The organism is Acinetobacter sp. YH01010 (genome assembly GCF_013420775.1).
Classification (GTDB): domain Bacteria; phylum Pseudomonadota; class Gammaproteobacteria; order Pseudomonadales; family Moraxellaceae; genus Acinetobacter; species Acinetobacter amyesii.
Window position 1 is genome coordinate 258,259 of the sequence record NZ_VOYF01000002.1, and the last position, 18,809, is coordinate 277,067.

At 43.0% G+C, this 18,809-nt stretch carries 13 protein-coding genes; 6 read left to right on the top strand and 7 right to left on the bottom strand.

Annotation, left to right across the window (positions count from 1 at the left end; all coding sequences use genetic code 11):
• Positions 1-120 precede the first annotated feature (120 nt).
• The 6 genes from FTT77_RS03005 (at position 121) to FTT77_RS03030 (ending at position 14,501) form a co-directional block, all read left to right on the top strand.
• A complete protein-coding gene (locus FTT77_RS03005; RefSeq protein ID WP_180108811.1) occupies positions 121-3,906 on the top strand; it encodes an exodeoxyribonuclease V subunit gamma in 3,786 nt (1,261 codons plus the stop codon).
• On the top strand, positions 3,903-7,673 hold the full coding sequence (locus FTT77_RS03010; protein WP_180108810.1) for a UvrD-helicase domain-containing protein: 3,771 nt from the start codon (positions 3,903-3,905) through the stop codon (positions 7,671-7,673). The genes FTT77_RS03005 and FTT77_RS03010 overlap by 4 nt, the downstream gene beginning before the upstream one ends.
• Before the next feature lie 140 nt (positions 7,674-7,813).
• Positions 7,814-9,595, top strand: a complete 1,782-nt coding sequence (gene recD, locus FTT77_RS03015) for an exodeoxyribonuclease V subunit alpha (protein ID WP_180108890.1) — start codon at positions 7,814-7,816, stop codon at positions 9,593-9,595.
• Positions 9,596-10,463: 868 nt separating this feature from the next.
• Positions 10,464-10,733, top strand: a complete 270-nt coding sequence (rpsO, locus tag FTT77_RS03020; protein ID WP_067761248.1) for a 30S ribosomal protein S15 — start codon at positions 10,464-10,466, stop codon at positions 10,731-10,733.
• A gap of 273 nt (positions 10,734-11,006) precedes the next feature.
• On the top strand, positions 11,007-13,094 hold the full coding sequence (pnp, locus tag FTT77_RS03025) for a polyribonucleotide nucleotidyltransferase (protein WP_171262611.1): 2,088 nt from the start codon (positions 11,007-11,009) through the stop codon (positions 13,092-13,094).
• A gap of 138 nt (positions 13,095-13,232) precedes the next feature.
• Positions 13,233-14,501 (top strand): magnesium transporter CorA family protein, encoded by a 1,269-nt coding sequence (locus FTT77_RS03030; RefSeq protein ID WP_078189795.1) that lies wholly within the window; start codon positions 13,233-13,235, stop codon positions 14,499-14,501.
• 184 nt (positions 14,502-14,685) lie between these two features.
• Here the strand turns inward: FTT77_RS03030 and FTT77_RS17350 are convergent, their stop codons facing one another.
• From FTT77_RS17350 to FTT77_RS03060, 7 genes are all read right to left on the bottom strand, one after another.
• Positions 14,686-14,808: a hypothetical protein gene (locus FTT77_RS17350; protein WP_257224018.1), complete on the bottom strand. Its 123-nt coding sequence runs from the start codon at positions 14,806-14,808 to the stop codon at positions 14,686-14,688.
• Between the two features lie 158 nt (positions 14,809-14,966).
• Complete coding sequence (locus FTT77_RS03035; protein WP_078192816.1) at positions 14,967-15,230, bottom strand: YdcH family protein; 264 nt, start codon at positions 15,228-15,230, stop codon at positions 14,967-14,969.
• 81 nt (positions 15,231-15,311) lie between these two features.
• Positions 15,312-15,650, bottom strand: a complete 339-nt coding sequence (locus tag FTT77_RS03040) for a chaperone modulator CbpM (RefSeq protein ID WP_111885626.1) — start codon at positions 15,648-15,650, stop codon at positions 15,312-15,314.
• 10 nt (positions 15,651-15,660) lie between these two features.
• The gene (locus FTT77_RS03045) at positions 15,661-16,623 is read right to left on the bottom strand and encodes a DnaJ C-terminal domain-containing protein (RefSeq protein ID WP_180007253.1); all 963 of its coding nucleotides are present in this window, start codon (positions 16,621-16,623) and stop codon (positions 15,661-15,663) included.
• A 141-nt stretch (positions 16,624-16,764) separates the two neighbouring features.
• A complete protein-coding gene (locus FTT77_RS03050) occupies positions 16,765-17,229 on the bottom strand; it encodes a DUF2147 domain-containing protein (protein WP_168377965.1) in 465 nt (154 codons plus the stop codon).
• Positions 17,230-17,417: 188 nt separating this feature from the next.
• On the bottom strand, positions 17,418-17,882 hold the full coding sequence (locus FTT77_RS03055) for a DUF2147 domain-containing protein (RefSeq protein WP_180007082.1): 465 nt from the start codon (positions 17,880-17,882) through the stop codon (positions 17,418-17,420).
• 284 nt (positions 17,883-18,166) lie between these two features.
• On the bottom strand, positions 18,167-18,619 hold the full coding sequence (locus FTT77_RS03060) for a DUF2147 domain-containing protein (protein ID WP_180007084.1): 453 nt from the start codon (positions 18,617-18,619) through the stop codon (positions 18,167-18,169).
• Positions 18,620-18,809: the final 190 nt, after the last annotated feature.

Here is an 18,809-nt window from a genome sequence, read left to right on the forward strand (position 1 = left end):
GTTTAAAAGCATTTTTTGCAATCTATTCTCTTGTCAAAGTCGCATAGACAGCCCAAGATGTATAGTAAATAATCATTGTTGTTTTGTAGTAGTTGGTCACGCAGGCTGTATAGGTAATCCATGGCAATACATGTAATTCAAAGTCAACGAATCGAAGTTTTGGTGGATTGTCTAATCGAAAAATTGAAATCGAATCAATCGACCAATGCTTTGTCCGTCTTGCAAGAACGACATATCGTGGTGCCCGATCAAGCCATTGCTGCATGGTTAGAAAAGCAAATTGCTGAAAAAATCAGTATTAGTGCCAATATTAAGCATCATCGTAAAATTTTAGGGCTGCAGTGGAAAGCCTACGATTGGGCCTTGCCGAATAAACAAGACCGTGAGCGGATTAAAGGTATCAACATGCCGCCGTTGATTATGCAATGGCGTATTTATAATGTTTTAGCGGTTTTTATTGCGGCTGATCAGTTTGATGCTGCACAGATGCCGACAGATGTGCAGCCCTTAGTCCAGCGTATTTTTGACAGTACAGCACAGCTTTCAGATCGAAAAAAACGTGAGCAAAAGCGGCAAGAAATGTTGTATTGGATCGCTGCTCAAGTCACTCGGCTTTTTACCAACTACATGGCCTTTCGTGGCAGTTGTATTCATACCCCAGATGAAGGTGTTGAGCACTGGGTTTGTCCACATTGCGATACTGACTGGCTAAAAGCGTGGAGTTATAACCAGCCGTTAAATATTATGCAACTTACAGGTCTGAAACCTGAACAAGCTGATGAATATCTACCGACTCAGGCTCGACAACTGGAGCATTGGCAGCGTTGGCTGTGGCATCAAGTATTCCAAAAAGACTTTAATGACCGTCAGGAAATAGACAATAAATTTTGGTTTGCCTTGGCGCATGCTGAGCAAAATCGGCAGCAGCAATTTGATTTGGATGCTGAGGATGATGAGCGCGATGATGATGAGCGTCACCAAACCTATAACGGTTTGCCTGAACAGATTTTCGTCTTTACGACCTTAGAATTACCCCCTGCACAACTGAAATTTTTATATCGCTTGGCAGCGTATACCGAAGTGCATCTGTTGTATTTCAACCCATCGCGTGAGTATTGGGCAGACATGGTCGATCCCGTATGGAAAGATCGTTATAACTTGAAATTACAACAGCGTTATATTGAGCGAAATCCCAATGTCAGCACGGCACAAATTCAGGCCTATCTGAGTACGACCAATGCGGAATTTCGTGAATCTCAGCATTCATTACTGACGCGTTTAGGTAAACGTGCGCGGGATAACTTTGCATTATTGGTGAATATGTCTGGTGGCGAAGGCTGGGAAGATATTTTTCCAGACACCGAGCCGACAACACTGCTCGCTCAAATTCAATATGACATCATGACCTTAGAAGAACCCGAGCAGCATCAATATGCACTCGCGGGGGCAGATGAATCGATTCAATTTCATGTCTGTCATTCTAGCCTGCGTCAGTTAGAGGTTTTACGTGAACAGTTGGTGCATTGGTTGGCCGATGGCACGGAACAAGAGCCACGCCATCCGAGTGATATCTTGGTCTTGGTGCCAAACTTAAAAGAACTGGAACCGCATATTCGGACGGTCTTTTCGACGACTCGAGGCATGGGTCGCAGTGCTGTGGATTTACCTTATATCCCAGTCAAAATTGCAGGGGTGGTCAGTCAAGATATTCAAAATGCATGGCAAGCCTTTGTTGGACGCATTGAAATTAGTCAAGGTCGTTTTACCGCAGAAGATTTTCATGATTGGCTGAATTTGAATGCGGTGCAAGAACTGTATCAGCTCGACCATGTGCAAATGGAACGTATGATGGAACTGCTGATTCAAGCCGGTTTCCGTCGTGGTTTAGACGAACAGCACATGTTGGCTTATTTGTCCGAGCAAGACCGAGATTATCGTTATACCTTTAAATTTGCATTAGACCGTTTGGCTTTAGGGATTGCGATTCCACAACATGCCGTATTTGAGGACACGTTAAGTTTTGCAGGGGTGTTGAGTAGTGATTTTGAGTTGGTGCAAACTTTAATTCAGATCTACCGAGATATCAGTGCGCGTCGAGATTGGCTCAATCCAAATCTCAGCGCACAGACGGTCAAAGTGTGGTTGCAACAATTAGATGCAGATTTAAAGCCTTTTGTGGAAGCCAGTGGTCGAGCATTTGAAACCATTCGCAGTGTGATGCGTGCGATGACGCAACGTCTGCATAATGCCCAAAGTGATAAAGTTGAGTCGCTCCCAAACAGCTTTAATTTGCCATTATCTTTGCTGCTCAAAGAAATACAACAAGGCATCGATAGCTCTGCCGATCAGATCGAACCGACAGGATCAGTGACCTTTGCGGACATGGGGAAAATCCGCCAAGTCCCATTTTCATTGGTGGTGTTAATGAACATGGATAGCGGCAAATTTCCGCGTCGTGATCAGCAAGTGCCTTTTGATTTGATGGATGTGTTTAAACCGGTTTTGGGTGATCGCTCTCGTTTGGAAGATGATAAAGGTGCATTTCTAGATGCCTTGTTATTTGCCCGACAGTCCTTGTGGATTTTCTATAATGGCTTTGATGTCAATGATGGTGAAAGTCGGGAGCCATCCTCTGTGATATATGAATTTAGCCAGTTCCTCGCACGGATGATTCAGCCGCAGCAATTGAACCAACCCCATGATGCCATGCTGGATTTGGATGGCTTACGCATTCCACAGCAGCTCGAGCCGCTATACCATATTTATCCTTTGCAGCCTTTTGACCCGATGGGTTTTCAGCAGTCGAAAAACTTACGATATAAAGATCAATGGTTTGCTGTGGCGGAACATATTTTAGATCAGTCTGGTCAACGCCAATCGTGGATTAACCGTGATTATCCTGTGCATGATGAACAAGAAGTACGGGTTTTGGATGGTCAGGAATGGATTAAAGATGTGGTGTTTCCAGCTCGTGCATATTTGAAAACGCTTGGCGTGGCCAGTGTCTATACCGGTGACCAATTACCACAGCAAGAGCCTTTATTGCTCGACCGTTTACAGCAATATCATGTCCGTGACTTATTGCAAAAGCATTATGTGCAACCTGCCTCTCGTGTCGATCAAACAGAGGATCAGAACTCTACGACTCCAACTGAACCGGATATGGCCTTGTTCCAAGATGTACTGCCTGTGGGACATAGTCAAATAGCGACTTGGAAGCTCAGTTTGCAAGAGCAGGCACAGTTATTAGAGCGTTTGGATGGACGCCGTGTAACCGCGACCACCTTACAAAACTTACAGCTTGAACCGCATTTGATACTGAGTATCACCGTGCCTGAAGACTCTCAGAGTATGCATTGGTTAAGCTGTATGGCGTCTGGGGCAAAGCCTAAGCGTCAGACGCAAACCTGGCTCGAATATCTGCTGTGGTTGAGCTATTTAGACTTAGGCGATGAGGGCGCGACGTATCGTCGTGAAGTGATTTGTAATGATAAAAGCATAGTCTGTTGTGGATTAAGCTCTGCACAAGCCAAGCTGCAGCTCAGTGAATGGGTGGCGATGTGGAAACATGCACAAAAACGTCCTGTGGTGCTGCCTGCTGCCTTAATTCGCCAAGAAAAATGCACTTGGGTGGAAAATGAAACAGGCCAACTCATGCCTGATAATTTTGCAAAGCTTCAAGAGGAATGGCTGAAAAATCATAGTTTTGGTGGAGTGGAGTTGGAGTCGAATGAAGCCAATAGCCACCATCGTGATTGGAGCTTTATTTTACAGCAACAAGCGGCAGATGAACTTCTGGCATTGTCCTGTCGTTATTATGCAGAACGTTTATATCATGTGATGGATACCGAGGCGGATGACGGCCTAAAAAAACTTAATGTCATCAAGCCTGAGGTGAAAAAATGAATATGCCACAGCAAGCGATGAAAATGTCCACCAACCCGATTGCAGACATGAGCTTTACCGGACTGCACTGGATTGAAGCCTCTGCGGGTACTGGGAAAACCTATACGCTTTCCAGTCTGATGGTGCGGATTTTTCTCGATCGCTATATGCCAAATCAGGTCATTGCCACCACCTTTACACGTAAAGCCACAGCGGAACTCAAAGCGCGGGTACGACTGCGGATTGAAGAAACCCGTGACTTTATTTATGGCCTGCTCGCGGCATCTCAAGGTGAGTTGGCCGAACTTCAGCAAAGTTTGAGTGACCCCTTGTATCAGCAAGTGCTGAAAGATCATGGGCATCACTTAGATTATGCCTACAATCGTCTGAACGTGGTCTTACAACAATATGAAGAACTCTTTGTCGGAACTTTAGACAGCTTTAGTCAAAAGTTATTACGTGAATTTGCCTTTGAAAGTGGTCGTATCGAACAGGTGCAAATCAGTGATGATGAAGACCTGCATATTGAACGGATCATTCATGATTTATTAAGAGATTGGATCCAGCAGCAGCCTGCACATTTGATTGAATATTTGATGTTGAATCATCAGTTGAAAGGTCCTGAATATTATCTGGGCGTGGTAAAGGAAAGTCTAAATTTCCCATCGGTGGATTTGCGCGTCCCTGAATTACCCGAAAATGCTTTGGCGCATTTTGAAGCGATGTGTCATCAGCTTGCGCAAATGCTGCCTGCCGCTCGTGTAGAGCTTGCAGCGTGTTTTGATGCAGGAAGTCATTATAAAAACTTGGTGGACGCTCGACGTTTTAATAAAGGTGCATTCTTTGTTACCTTTAATACACGCATTCCCGAGTTTTTACAGCACTTTGAAGCAGCGGGTAGCCAAGGGGTTTTGACTCAGTCCGATGTGTTACAACAGACAATGAAAGCCATTCGCTCATTGTTTTATGATCCGAATAAAACTGAATTTAAGCCACGTGTCTTTAAAGACAAAGTCGTTGAAGAGCAGCCTGATGTCTCAAAAGCGTTTTATCAACATGCTTTTGTTCAACAACTCCGAGCGGTGCTCAGCGCTTATGAACATATCAATCAAGCAGAACAATACCTGAATTTTTATTTGGCGCAGGAAGTCAAAAAGCGTTTGCCTCAAGTGTTGTCCCACGCTGGGGAAACCACCTTTTCACAACAAATTCGGACCTTATCGGAAGCCTTACAGCAAAGCTCAGCCGCAGGGAAAGACAGTTTTGCTGCTCATGTTTTAGCACGATATCCGCTGATTTTAGTCGATGAATTTCAAGATACCAACCAAGATCAAGATGACATGCTGTCTAGCATTTGGCGGGTCAAGGAGCGCTTACATCAGGGCTGTATGATTATGGTCGGCGACCCGAAACAGGCGATTTATGGGTTCCGTGGCGGTGACATGCTGACCTATCGTAAAGCGCGTCATGATATTCAAGCCAAGGGTGGGCGTTGTTATACCTTGAACAAAAACCATCGTTCAGTCAAAAACTTGGTTGAAGTGGTGGATGCCTTGTTTCATCGGCAAATGGACTTTGGTGAGCAAGTTGAATACACCCCAATTCAAGCAGGTGAGCGTGAGCATCCGCCGCTGATTGATCATGAGCAAGTCAATCCACAACCGCTGCGTTGGTTGGCTTTGGATGAAACGCTAAATGAAGCAGAGCAAGTGGCTTGGCAGATTCAGTCCTTGCTCAACCAAGCTCAGCAAGGACATTTATATTTTCAAGACAATAATACCCAGCGAGCACTGACAGCAAACGATATTGCGGTCTTGGGGCAAAACCATTTCGACTTAGAGCAAGTACAGCAATGTTTATTGCAGCTGGGCGTTCCTTGTTATAAAGCATCTCGGGACAGTGTCTATAAAAGTTCCGTCGCACAAGACGTTGCCGCTTTGCTGACGGCGATTTTAAATCCTTATCAAGAAGCCAAGGTGAAACGTGCGCTACTGAGCCGTTTATTGGGTTTTGATCTGAAACAATTGGTCGCACTCGAACAGCAAGCGGATGGACTGAGTGAAATCATCGAAAAACTCGAACAGGTCCGACAAATTTGGAATGAGCAAGGATTCCGCAGCGCGTGGAATAGCTGTATGACGGTCTTTCAGGTGTGGACGCGGTTGGTGGCTGGACAAAGTCGAGATAATGAACGCACAGTGGTGAATTTACGCCATATCGCAGAATTATTAAGTCAGCAAAGTGAACACTACACCGGTGCGCATAAGCTCTATCAATGGTTTATTCGCCAAATCAATTTAGGCATCAATAATGAAAGCACCCAAGAGCGAAAATTGACCGGGCAATTGGGGGTGCAACTGATGACGATTCATGCATCCAAAGGCTTAGAGTTTGGTTGTGTGTTTTTATTGGGAGCAAATGCGGGCTTAAGTGAAAAAGGCAATTTGAATTTTTCCCTTAAAGACAATCAGCAAAAAAGCCTTGGGTTAGAACGTGTGATTGCCGTGAAGTCTTCGGACTTACCCGAAGATGATATTCAACAAAATGATGCGCGCAATGAAGCAGAGCACCATCGCTTGTGGTATGTGGCGTTGACCCGTGCCAGTTATCGTGTTTATGCCGTGCTACGTCATCATGAGGTCGAAAAGAAACAATTGGCAGAAGCACGTTCAGGACTGACATTTTGGCGTGGAAGCGAACCGGATCTGTTCCAACATGCAGATAGTGTGGATGCCGATGTCTTGCGTGCAGCACCACCGATGTTGACTCAGACTCAGGTTGAAGCTGTTGTATTAGAGGCGGAAGAGATTCCCAATAGCCATTTTTATCCACGGGAAACCACCAGTTTTACCGCGCTCACGCGCACGGCGCATAAGGCGCACATACAACGTGACCAACTGGCAGCGGCAATGACCGAACAAGAAGACAGTGCTGCCGATGAAGTTGAACAGCTTGAGATTATTGAAGCAGAAACGGCAGAGAAAATTAGTTGGATTAAACGGCATTTTCCAAAGGGAACCAAGCCCGGAAGTTTCTTGCACAAGTTGATGGAAAAAGTTCGATTTAGCACCCCAGAAGATAAGTTGGCCAAAGCCATCGCTTCACGTTTTCATAGTGATGTTGAGTTTGATTCGCCGCAAATGTTGCAAAACTTGATGAAGCAGTTCGGGCAAACGGCAAACCCTGAGCAAGATGAAGCTGAACTGATTGAAGAAATGCGGGAATGGTACAGTCAAATTATTCATACACCATTGCATGATGGTTTTAGCTTGCATCAGTTAAACGATGGCGAATATCGTTCGGAAATGGATTTTCATTTGAGTATGGCAGATCGTGCATTGGCGATACGTAAAATACGCATGCTATTTGAAAGCCTAAAAGAGCCAGATTTACAAATACAAGATTTGAATGATGTGTTTACAGCACGCTATCTGACGGGGTCGATTGACTTGGTGTATTTTGATGGTCAGCGCTATCACATTGCCGATTATAAAAGTAATTTCTTAGGCGATCAGACCGCACATTATGATCATGCCTATATTCGAGAAAGTATGAGTCATTCCAGTTACTGGTTGCAGGCTGCATTATATTTGGTGGCCCTGCATCGTTATTTGAAAGCCGTGATGAAAGACTATGATATGACGCAGCATTTGGGTGGGGCGAGTTATCTGTATCTTCGTGGTATGGATGGACAGTCCGATCGTGGGGTATATCACTGGAAGCCGGCGGATACATTCATTCAAAACCTCGATGCAATATTGAGCGAAAAGGTTGTGGCTAAAACGTGAAAAAGCACGAAAAAGATAAAAATATTCACGCTGAAACAATAAGTTGCTTTGTGGATAAGTTTGAGGATAACTGTGTGGAAAATGATCAAAAAGCCTTGTCAGCACAGCCTTTGCACGCGGGACAAGAAAACACTGTAGAAATGCAGGTTTTAGTTACCCAAAATCCCCAAGAAACTGCTGATTTAGATGCGGTTTTGCCGGATTGGATTGACTATTTAATCCAACATTATTTACCCAATCAGGCCAGTCATCCTGCTGCAAATCAGTTAATTCAACAATTGATGCAAGCCGTGGAAAAAGGCGACAGTTGTATTTTGGCCGAAGATGTACAGATTCAATGTTTGGCTCAGATGGTTCAGCTTGAGCAAGCTGAAAAAACGCCGGTTGCGCCTTTTGTATTTGATTCACAGCGACTGTATCTCTATCGCTATTGGGTATTAGAAAATGCTTTGGCGAAGCAAGTCGCACGTTTAAAGCAGCAAACTGAGCAAGATCTTAATCAAACGCAGACGCTTAATATTGAAAAAGATTTACTGACCGATCCCCATCAGATTCAAGCACTGCACATGGTGTGTCAGCACAATTTTAATATCATTACCGGTGGGCCTGGGACAGGTAAAACCTATACCTTGGCACGGATTATTGCCGTGTTGAATGAGCAAAATCCAAATTTAAGAATTGCGATGGCAGCGCCGACAGGAAAAGCGACGCAGCGAATGGAAGAAGCCTTACAAGCAGCGTTTAAAGATCCTGCATTGCAGCATTATTCGATTATTCACAAACATTTGAAACCCGTAACTTTGCATCGTCTATTGGGTTTAGGGACGCGCGCTATCCCGCGGTTTAATGAGCGCCAACGCTTACCCTATGACGTCATTGTGGTCGATGAAGCCTCCATGTTGGATTTAAGTTTGGCGCAGATGCTATTCGCGGCAATCCCTCAACACAGCAAGCTGATTCTCTTAGGGGATGCAGAACAGTTGGCTTCGGTCGATGTTGGCGCTGTTTTGGCCAATCTTCAGGATGTCGATGTCTTACAAGCCAACCGTACCCATTTACAGACCAGCCGCCGTTTTGTACAGGGTGCAGCCATTGGTGAGTTTGCTCGTTTTATTCAACAACAAGAACAACAGCAAACAACCACAGAAGTTCTGGCTAAATTTGAACATCAGGTGGTATCTTCATCCGAACTTCAGCCGATTCAACTGACACCGAATATGAGCGATGTGATTCAGTTGCAATATCTCCCCGACGCTACGAACAGTGCGGCACATTGGGCAAAATATTATGATCAACTGATGTATGGTTTTCAGCCCTATGTGGCATGGTTAAAACAATGGCCAGAGCAACCCGCTGAATATGCAAATTGGTCAGCCCAATTGATTCGCTATTTTGATGATTATCGGATTCTATCGGCCATTCGACATGGAAAATTAGGCTTACACGAACTCAATCAGCAGATTGAACTTCGGGTCTTAAATACCTTGGGTGTGTTGAAACAAGGGGATTGGTATGTCGGTCGTCCAGTCATGATGACCTATAACGATTATCAACTTGGACTATCAAATGGTGATATCGGGATTTGCTTAAAACGACCGATGACGGAAAAGTCGCAGTTTGAGGTTTATTTTCCAAGTTTGGATAAATGGGTGGTGGCAACACGGTTACCTAAAAGTATAGAAACCGCCTATGCCTTGACCATACATAAGTCTCAAGGTTCTGAATTTACCCATACGGCGGTAGTTTTGGAAAATCATGCTACCGAAATGATGAGTAAAGAGCTGATTTATACCGCCATCACTCGTGCCAAAAAAGTGGTGAGTTTGCTTGTTGCAAAAGATGCATTGGCAAAAGCGCTTATAAAAAGAACAGCGCGAGTTAGTGGTCTGTTAGAAAAAATTAACAATCACCTACCTTTGTAAAGCCTAGGCAAAATGTACCGTATTTTGTAAGAAATGGCTTACATCGATTCAGGAGATTTGCGCATAGAGCTTTTTAGAGCTTTTTGAGAAGATGACTTCACAGAAAAAGAACTCAACACGGATGGTTGAGTAAAATCGCAAAAGTATAAGAATAACGTCAAAAGACAGCGAACTTACAGTGAAGTAAGGAAATAGGAAACTTACAGCCGCTAAGCCTTGTAGTTTTGGGAGAGACTACAGGGCTTTTTTATGTCTGGAAAATAAGAAATGCCTATACGCTGTAACAGAAAAGAAATAGAGCTTAACCGATGTACGAAAAAGCTTACATATAGATACGAAAAATACGACTTTTATCTAATAGCCGTTGTGGCAAAATCTACCACATAAGGAAGTGCAAGTTAAAACATGGAATGTTTGACATAAGGACGCGGAAAAGCGCCACATAAAACAATAAATAATAAAACAATAACTAAAAAAGAAGAAACTACAGCGCAAAAAAGCCCGAGCCTAGCTCGGGCTTTTTTTTAATTATTCCAGTTTGAGTTTTGTATCCTAAATATCGAGTGGCAAAATATATCAAAAAATCAGTTTAAAATTTATTCAATAATATGGAGTTCAATGTGTTGGAAATATGCAGTTTTGTGTCGTATAGAGTGTCGAAGCATATAAAAAATTTATAATGGAATCGAGAGGAAAAATAAGGCGTTATTGTCATTAAGAAAACCTGACGAAGTCGGCTATCTCTTTTTGCAATTAAGACGATTTTCCCTTAATATAATGCACTTGCTGTAGTGATGCACGGCAGTCAGCTGATTTATTGGTTGATTCGTATCAAAAGTTAACTTTATAAGCATCTCGGAGAAATCGAATGGCTTTAACAAACGCAGATCGCGCAGAGATCATTGCAAAATTCGCTCGCGCTGAAAACGACACTGGTTCACCAGAAGTTCAAGTAGCTCTTTTAACTGCTCAAATCAATGATTTACAAGGTCACTTCAAAGAGCACAAACACGACCACCATAGCCGTCGCGGTCTTATTCGTATGGTTAACCAACGTCGTAAGCTTCTTGACTACCTTAAAGGTAAAGACGCTACTCGTTACAGCGCATTGATTGCTGCTTTAGGTTTACGTCGTTAATTCGATTTAAACTTTTATTTTCGGACTATTGCATGCTAAGTGCCGTATTACTGAAAACTAAAGTCTATCCAACCTTGGTTGGATAATGGGGAAGGGGCGATGATTCGCTCCTTCTTTGTGTCTTAAATTAGTATTTTAAATTAATGTTTTTAATCTCTAGTGAGGTCGGCTTCTAAGCTTTGTCATTTATGTTACAGCGTTTGGGGCGTTGAATGAATGCCAAACCTTAGGGGTCTCCACTAGAATAAAATCAGGAAAAAATAAAACATGTCGATGTTTAATATTATTCGTAAAGAATTCCAATACGGTCAGCATCAAGTTGTCCTAGAAACAGGTCGTGTTGCGCGTCAAGCGAACACTGTAATCATCACTATGGGTGGTGTACAAGTTCTTGTTGCCGTTGTTGCTCAACCAACAGCTAAAGCAGGTCAAGACTTCTTCCCATTGACTGTTAACTACCAAGAAAAACAATATGCTGCAGGTCGTATCCCGGGCGGTTACGGTAAACGTGAAGGCCGCGCGTCTGAAGCTGAAACTCTTATTTCACGCTTAATCGACCGTCCAATCCGTCCGTTGTTCCCAGAAGGTTACTACAACGAAATCCAAGTGACTGCGACTGTGATTTCTTCTGACAAAACGATGGATGCTGACATTGCTGCAATGTTAGGTACATCTGCTGCACTTGCAATTGCGGGTACGCCTTTCCGTGGTCCAATCGGTGGTGCGCGCGTTGGTTTAATCAACGGTGAATACATCCTTAACCCGAACCACGAACAGCTTAAAGAATCTGACCTTGACCTTGTGGTTGCAGGTACAGAATCTGCAGTATTGATGGTTGAATCAGAAGCGAAAGAACTTTCTGAAGACCAAATGCTTGGCGCTGTATTGTTCGGTCATGACGAAATGCAAATCGCGATCCAAGCGATTAAAGAATTTGCTGCGGCTGCTGGTGCAACAGAGTCTACTTGGACTGCACCTGCGAAAAACGAAGACCTTCGTGCAAAATTAAAAGAAGCGTTTGAAGCGAAAATCTCTGAAGCATACACAATCGCTGTTAAACACGATCGTTATGCAGCACTTGATGCGCTTCAAGCTGAAGCTGTTGCTCAATTCGTTCCAGAAGAAGACGTTGACGGTATCGCTGACGACTTAGCTGAATTATTCGAAGACCTGAAATACCGTACAGTACGTGACAACATCTTGTCAGGTAAACCACGTATTGATGGCCGTGATACTAAAACAGTTCGTGCGCTTGACGTACAAGTTGGCGTGTTAGACCGTGCTCACGGTTCTGCATTATTCACACGTGGTGAAACTCAGGCGTTGGTAACAACAACTTTGGGTAATACACGTGATGCGTTAATGGTAGATACATTAGCGGGTACGAAAACTGACAACTTCATGTTGCACTACAACTTCCCTGCATACTCTGTAGGTGAAACTGGTCGTGAATCTGGTCCTAAACGTCGTGAAATCGGTCACGGTCGTTTAGCGCGTCGTGGTGTACAAGCTGTACTTCCAGCAGCTGACCGCTTCCCGTACGTGATCCGTATCGTATCGGACATCACTGAATCTAACGGTTCATCTTCAATGGCTTCTGTATGTGGTGCTTCTCTATCACTTATGGACGCAGGTGTTCCACTTAAAGCGCCAGTTGCGGGTATCGCAATGGGTCTAGTCAAAGAAGGCGAGCGTTTCGCAGTTCTTTCTGACATCTTGGGTGACGAAGACCACCTTGGCGACATGGACTTTAAAGTAGCAGGTTCTGCAAACGGTATTACTGCACTTCAAATGGACATCAAGATCGAAGGTATTACTGAAGAGATCATGGAAGTTGCATTGAACCAAGCGTATGCAGGTCGTATGCACATCTTAAATGCAATGAACCAAGTGATTTCACGCGCTCGTCCTGAAATCTCTATGCACGCGCCTACATTCCAAGTGATCAACATCAACCCTGATAAGATCCGTGATGTGATTGGTAAAGGCGGCGCAACGATTCGTGCGATCACTGAAGAAACTAAAGCAGCAATCGATATCGAAGATAACGGTACAGTTCGCGTATTTGGTGAAACTAAAGCGGCTGCTTCTGCTGCTGTTGCGAAAATCCAAGCGCTTACTGCTGAAATCGAACCAGGTACAATCTACACTGGTAAAGTGATTCGTATCGTTGAATTTGGTGCGTTTGTAAACATCCTTCCAGGTACTGATGGCTTACTTCACATCTCTCAAATTTCTAACGAACGCATTGCGAACGTTTCAGACGTATTATCTGAAGGTCAAGAGATCAAAGTACAAGTTGCTGATGTCGACAACCGCGGTCGTATCAAATTAACCATGAAAGACATCGAACAAGCTTAATGGTTTGTTGATTCACAGGGTTTCGGCTCTGTGAATGGATTCTAAAAAGCCTTGAGTGCAGTCAGAGTATGAACTTTGACTTGCTCAAGGCTTTTTTTATGGCATCATGCAAAAAGTAAACACAATAATAAATGAGATATGCAAACCTATTATTTTTTTCAGCATCCAACAGCCGCGCATATCTATGTGCAAGACCAAGCGCAATGTGAGCATCATCCTGAACTTGAGCCTGAGTTTATTTGGATTGATTGTACCCGTGAAGATGTCGTCAACCGTCCAGAGCAATGGCAGAGTGATATTTTTCAGGCATCAGATCTACGGGTAAATGAATACCATCTGCGGGATATTTTAAATTTAGAGCATCCGTGTGCTTTTGACACACTTGATGATTACGATTTATTAATTTTTAGAAAAATGGTCACACCCGATGACCAAATTGCTGCCGGCGCCGATGCGCTTGAAAAGCATGAGCGGGTCTTTGGTTTGGCGACCACCCCGATCAGTTTTTTGCTCACGCCCCAAGTGCTGATCACGGTGCGCGAAAAAGGCAACAAAGCCATTGAAAGTTATATCCAACGAATTGAAACCTTAATTTCTCGGCCGATTGATGAACAAAATAAACCACGAAAATTAGCCCTTACACCCTTAGATTTGGCATTGCGTTTACTGAATAATATGGTGGATGGATACTTGGATTTACGTGTTCCATTGACCCGCCGTGTCGAGTTTTGGCAGCAAGAATTGCTGCAAGGGCATCGGCGCTTTACCAAGTGGCATCAACTGCTGCAGGAAAATATGGCCTTTCAGCAAGTGGAAAATTTGTGTGAAGAGCAAATTGAAGCCTTACAAGAACTGCGTGATGAAGTTGTGGATAATTACCCACATTTGAAAGGCAAAAAGCGCAGTGAAAAGCAGGATATCATGCTGGTTCGCGTAGATGATTTAACCAGCCATATCGAACGCATTCAAAAACATACCACACGATTACGCAGTGCCGTGCAGGCCGCCATTGATCTGCATTTTTCAGCCGTTGCCAACCAAACCAATGAAAATATGCGTATTTTAGCGATTATTACGGCGATTTTCGCACCATTAACCTTATTAACCGGTATATACGGCATGAACTTTGAGTTCATTCCCGGACTTAAATCGCCAACCGGTTTTTGGATCATGCTCGGCATCATGCTGATGACCACGATTTTACTGCTGTATTATTTTTATCGACGGCATTTGGTGGGGCGTGGTGAAAAAAGCGTGATTGATATGTTGGCGCAGCAGCACGGCGATCAACACATGAATTTGTTTTGGTTTATGGATTATGAACCAATTAAACAAACGGTGAAGGGCACAGTCAAAGGTACGGTTAAAACTATGAAAGAAATTGAGAAGCTGACGAAACTCAAATAGTTCGCGTTAGCTTCTCTGATGGATGGGTCTGCTTTAAATCCTTTGATAACTTCGAGACTCACCAAGGGTGCATATTTGAGTTTGCCTTTGCGTTTTAAGCACACTTCGACCAAGGGCTTGTACGGCATTGGGCGTATTGCAGTAAGTGTTCCACTATACGTCCCGTCGGCATTTTTGACGATGGTCACATCACCGCGTGAATATCCTGTTTGGTCATCCATGGTTTTTCAAATACTCGTTTATCACTGGCATGCAACAGACCGCTGAAACTGAGTAATGCTCCAAATAGCACATGATGTATTTGCATGATGAATCCTTTGTCATGATTTTATTGTTTTTTAAAAATCTGCAGTACAACGCGATTTGACCGATCCTTATGGTCTTAGTAATTCAATTGTGTAGCCTCGTGGGTTGTACTGCGAACGACATGCATCATGAAAAATCCCCTATACATGAATCGATATCTCAAGAGATATCATCATTTTCGTTACTTTTCAGCAAGCGATAAATTTCATCTTTTAGCTTTAATTTCTTACGCTTAATGGTCTCAATATCCGTGTTATGGTGATTGACAGGATTTAATTCCAATTGAATAATTTCACGATCTAACTCATCATGTTCTTCAAAGATCCGTGCAAAATATGGATTTTCATCACGTAACTGAGAGACCAAATCACGGTACTCAGGAAACATGTTTTTGACTTTTTTATTGCAATCTCGTGTTTTCATGGTTGTCGATCACTTCCTCTACAAGACAAACTCTACAAGAAAAGAAAAACGCCCTGCGAGGCAGAGCGTTCATGATTACATTTAATGTGAATGAAACTGTTGGTGTTTGACTTGGCGACGTAGTTGTTGAACTTCGTCAATTAAATCAAGCATCATAGCGACCGCAGTAAAACTGGCATCGAAATCTCGTTGAAGCCGATACGCACGCCGTGCGCGAGATATATCATCGCCAAAAAATTGATGAATCCTGTCTTCTGAACGGCTAGGCAGAATATCGTATTCGAGTAGTTGCAGAACCCATTCTGGACTTTGCCCACAGGCAGAGGCAAAGTGTTGTAGATCAAAACTACTTTTTTCGTCTACGATTTCAGTCTGTTTACATCCGTCACAGACAATTTCACGATAATGAATTGTTGTCATGGTGCTCTCCTTAAGACTGTCGTGGATTAAATGACGGAAAAGCTTGAGCAAAAGCCGCATATGCTTGTTGCTCTTGTTCGGTTTGTGCAGCTGGTATCTGTATATTTAAAATCAGGTAAAGGTGTCCGGGTGTTTTATTTGGTATCCCTTTGTCCTTTAATCGTAGCTGCTGACCAGTACGTGCATTTTTAGGAATTTGTAGTTCTAATGTTTTGCCATCAGGACTGGTAAATGCAATTTTTTGACCCAATGCGGCTTCCCATGGACTGATATTCAGTTGTTGGAAAATATCAACGCCTTCTACACGGATTTGCTCAGTTTGTTTATACAAAATTTCAATGTATAAATCGCCGGCGGCTCCACCGTTATAGCCAGCTTGCCCTTGGCCGGAGAGTCGAATTTGTTGACCTGATTTCATACCTGCAGGAATTTTGACTTGCAGGGTTTTACGTTGGACTTCAGGCTCACCATGGGGGTTGAGGCTTGGAATCTGTAAGGTGATATTCTGCGTTGCACCATGAAATGCGATTTCTAAATCCACTTCTAAACTGGCGTGTTGGTCTTCACCACGGAAGCTCTTGGTTTGGCGGTTTGCACGTTGATACTGATAGTCACCGCCACCAAAGCCTTGCCCAAAACGACCAAACAAGTCTTCAAATCCACTAAAGTCCGCATGCTGACCATCACTCGTCGATTGGCGATAAAACTGAGATTGGTCAAAACCACCTTGGTTGCCAGCATTAAACCCAGCAAATCCTTGAGGATGATCGAGTTCAAAATCGTATTGTTTTTTCTTTTCGGCATCACTTAAAGTGTCGTATGCAACATTAATCGTTTGCATACGCGTTTCAGCATCAGCCTCTTTACTGACGTCAGGGTGATATTTACGCGCCAATTTTCGATAGGCTTTTTTTATTTGATCAGCCGAAGCATCTCGGGCGATCCCTAAAGTTTGATAGTGATTGTCTGGCATACTCTCTGTATAAATATTGATCATGTTTTAATCAATATAGAAGGGTTCATCAAACTGTCATAGGGGCAAACAGCATCTTATTGTTTCAAAACATGACAATAAAAAAGCCTCACGAGGAGGCTTTTAAAAACACATTTAAAATTAATATTTTATCCAAGTGACACTACGACCAATCACAGATACACCAACATACCCACGTATAGTTAAATGTTTTCCTGAAGCACTAAGTCTTGCTTTGCCTTTATAGATTTTTCCACCAATCGGGTCCAGAACTTTACCGTTTTGGAATTCACGTGGATTTTTTGGATCTTGTTTAAAGTCCCAAATAAATGGCAAGCCGATAAAAGGTTTATTTTTCAATTCACCTGGGCAGTTCGAGCAGACGCCCATTTTTTCAGTGCCAGGGACATTGCGTGTGGTGACAATGATGCCTTCATAGCTTCCATCGGCTTTTTTGCGAATTTCAACGTCTGCACGCGAATATCCTGTACGGTCATCGACGGTTTTCCACTTCCCCACTAGTGGATCGGTTTCCGCAGCAATTGACAATCCTGACAAAGTGCTAAGTACTATTCCGGCAAATAATTGTTGATATATTTTTTTCATTTCATCCCCTGAAAATTCAGAATTGTGTTTTTAGAGTAAGTTGCCTAATTTATATATAAAGACCTACAAAATCAATGTGATAGTTTGTGATGTATTTGGCATATTTTTTTAAAACGCTGCTTTAATATGGAGTTTTTACTCTAATTTTTAAGTTAAAAAAGGCCTTTAATGATTTAAAGGCCTCGTGCTTAGTTTTTGACCCAAGTGACATTGCGTCCAATTGCAGAGCCTTCAGTACGACCATTGATGATCAAATGCTTGCCATTATTCATCAAACGAGCGCGTGCATTGTAGTGCTTGCCAGATTTGGGATCGAGCATTACACCACCCACAAATTCATTGGGCTTTTCTGGATCAGCGCTTAGGCCGGATAAGGTGGTTAAACCGACCATCGGTTTATTTTTCTGAGCACCGGTACATTGCGTGCACGTCGAGATATTTGCTGTTCCGGGGATGCTTCGGCTTTGAATAATAGTAGCTGAATACAGGTCATGTTTATCTTTACGAATCACCACATCGGCAAGGGAATAACCTGTTCGATCATCAATGGTTTTCCATGTCCCCACTAAGGGGTCAATCGCTGCCAAAGCAGATGATATACTGCATATTGAGAACATACCGAACAGGATAGAAAAGAGGAATTTAACAGTCATACAGTTACCCACATTACATAAAAAGCAGATGCCAGAAAATTAAAGGCATAAAAATATTATGGTTTTAATGTAGCCTGAAATAATATGAATGTTCTAGTGATATTTTAAGAAATGGTATTTATTTTTTGAGCCAAAACATGATCTTGTTGGCGCTAAATAAGGTTTATGCTGAACGTCTACGCACTAGTAAAATAGTCGGAATTCATCTCAAAGTAGATTATTATCGGCATGATGAACTCGTCTGGAGTTGAGTTCATCATGCCAATGAAAGCCAAATGGCGACTTTAGTTGACGCGGATCCAAGATACCGTCCGGCCGAGAAGCGTGGTTCCAACATAACCTCGAAGTGTCAGGACATTGCCGCGCGCATTCAATTGCCCTTTACCTTGATAAGTATTGCCTGAAAGTGGGTCGATCACCTTGCCATCGGTGTACGCATTCTCTTTTGTATTATGTTTAAAGCCAGAGAAGATCGGTAAACCAATTAAGGGTGCATTTTTGAGTTTACCTTCACATTTTTCACAAATCGTGGTGACAGGGCGGTTGGGGATGGCATGCACTTTGGTGATTTTACCGCTATAGCTGCCGTCTTTTAATTTAGTGATTTGGACTTCAGCACGAGCATAGCCTGTTTTGTCATCTATGGTTTTCCATGTCCCGACGAGGTCTGCTGCATGTGCTGTCATTGGGCCAAAGTAGAACATGGCTAAAGCAATAGCGAGTGTTTTGAGTTTCATAATTTATCCAGTTTTTTTTACATTATTTTTCAATTAAAAATAAAGCTTTGTTGGTTTTTTTGACTTTATTTCTGGCGCGATTCTACTCGAAAAAAAATTGATCGCAAATACAGCTGATCATGTTGATGCTTTATAGTTCGAACCCATTCGACTAAGCGCAAGAAAGTAGCTGTTCTAAATTTAATCGGAA

Coding starts and splice junctions, on each gene's coding strand:
- FTT77_RS03005 (WP_180108811.1), top strand. CDS start 121: ATGGCAATACATGTAATTCAAAGTCAACGAATCGAAGTTTTGGTGGAT.
- FTT77_RS03010 (WP_180108810.1), top strand. CDS start 3,903: ATGAATATGCCACAGCAAGCGATGAAAATGTCCACCAACCCGATTGCA.
- recD (WP_180108890.1), top strand. CDS start 7,814: ATGCAGGTTTTAGTTACCCAAAATCCCCAAGAAACTGCTGATTTAGAT.
- rpsO (WP_067761248.1), top strand. CDS start 10,464: ATGGCTTTAACAAACGCAGATCGCGCAGAGATCATTGCAAAATTCGCT.
- pnp (WP_171262611.1), top strand. CDS start 11,007: ATGTTTAATATTATTCGTAAAGAATTCCAATACGGTCAGCATCAAGTT.
- FTT77_RS03030 (WP_078189795.1), top strand. CDS start 13,233: ATGCAAACCTATTATTTTTTTCAGCATCCAACAGCCGCGCATATCTAT.
- FTT77_RS17350 (WP_257224018.1), bottom strand. CDS start 14,808: ATGCAAATACATCATGTGCTATTTGGAGCATTACTCAGTTTCAGCGGT.
- FTT77_RS03035 (WP_078192816.1), bottom strand. CDS start 15,230: ATGAAAACACGAGATTGCAATAAAAAAGTCAAAAACATGTTTCCTGAG.
- FTT77_RS03040 (WP_111885626.1), bottom strand. CDS start 15,650: ATGACAACAATTCATTATCGTGAAATTGTCTGTGACGGATGTAAACAG.
- FTT77_RS03045 (WP_180007253.1), bottom strand. CDS start 16,623: ATGCCAGACAATCACTATCAAACTTTAGGGATCGCCCGAGATGCTTCG.
- FTT77_RS03050 (WP_168377965.1), bottom strand. CDS start 17,229: ATGAAAAAAATATATCAACAATTATTTGCCGGAATAGTACTTAGCACT.
- FTT77_RS03055 (WP_180007082.1), bottom strand. CDS start 17,882: ATGACTGTTAAATTCCTCTTTTCTATCCTGTTCGGTATGTTCTCAATA.
- FTT77_RS03060 (WP_180007084.1), bottom strand. CDS start 18,619: ATGAAACTCAAAACACTCGCTATTGCTTTAGCCATGTTCTACTTTGGC.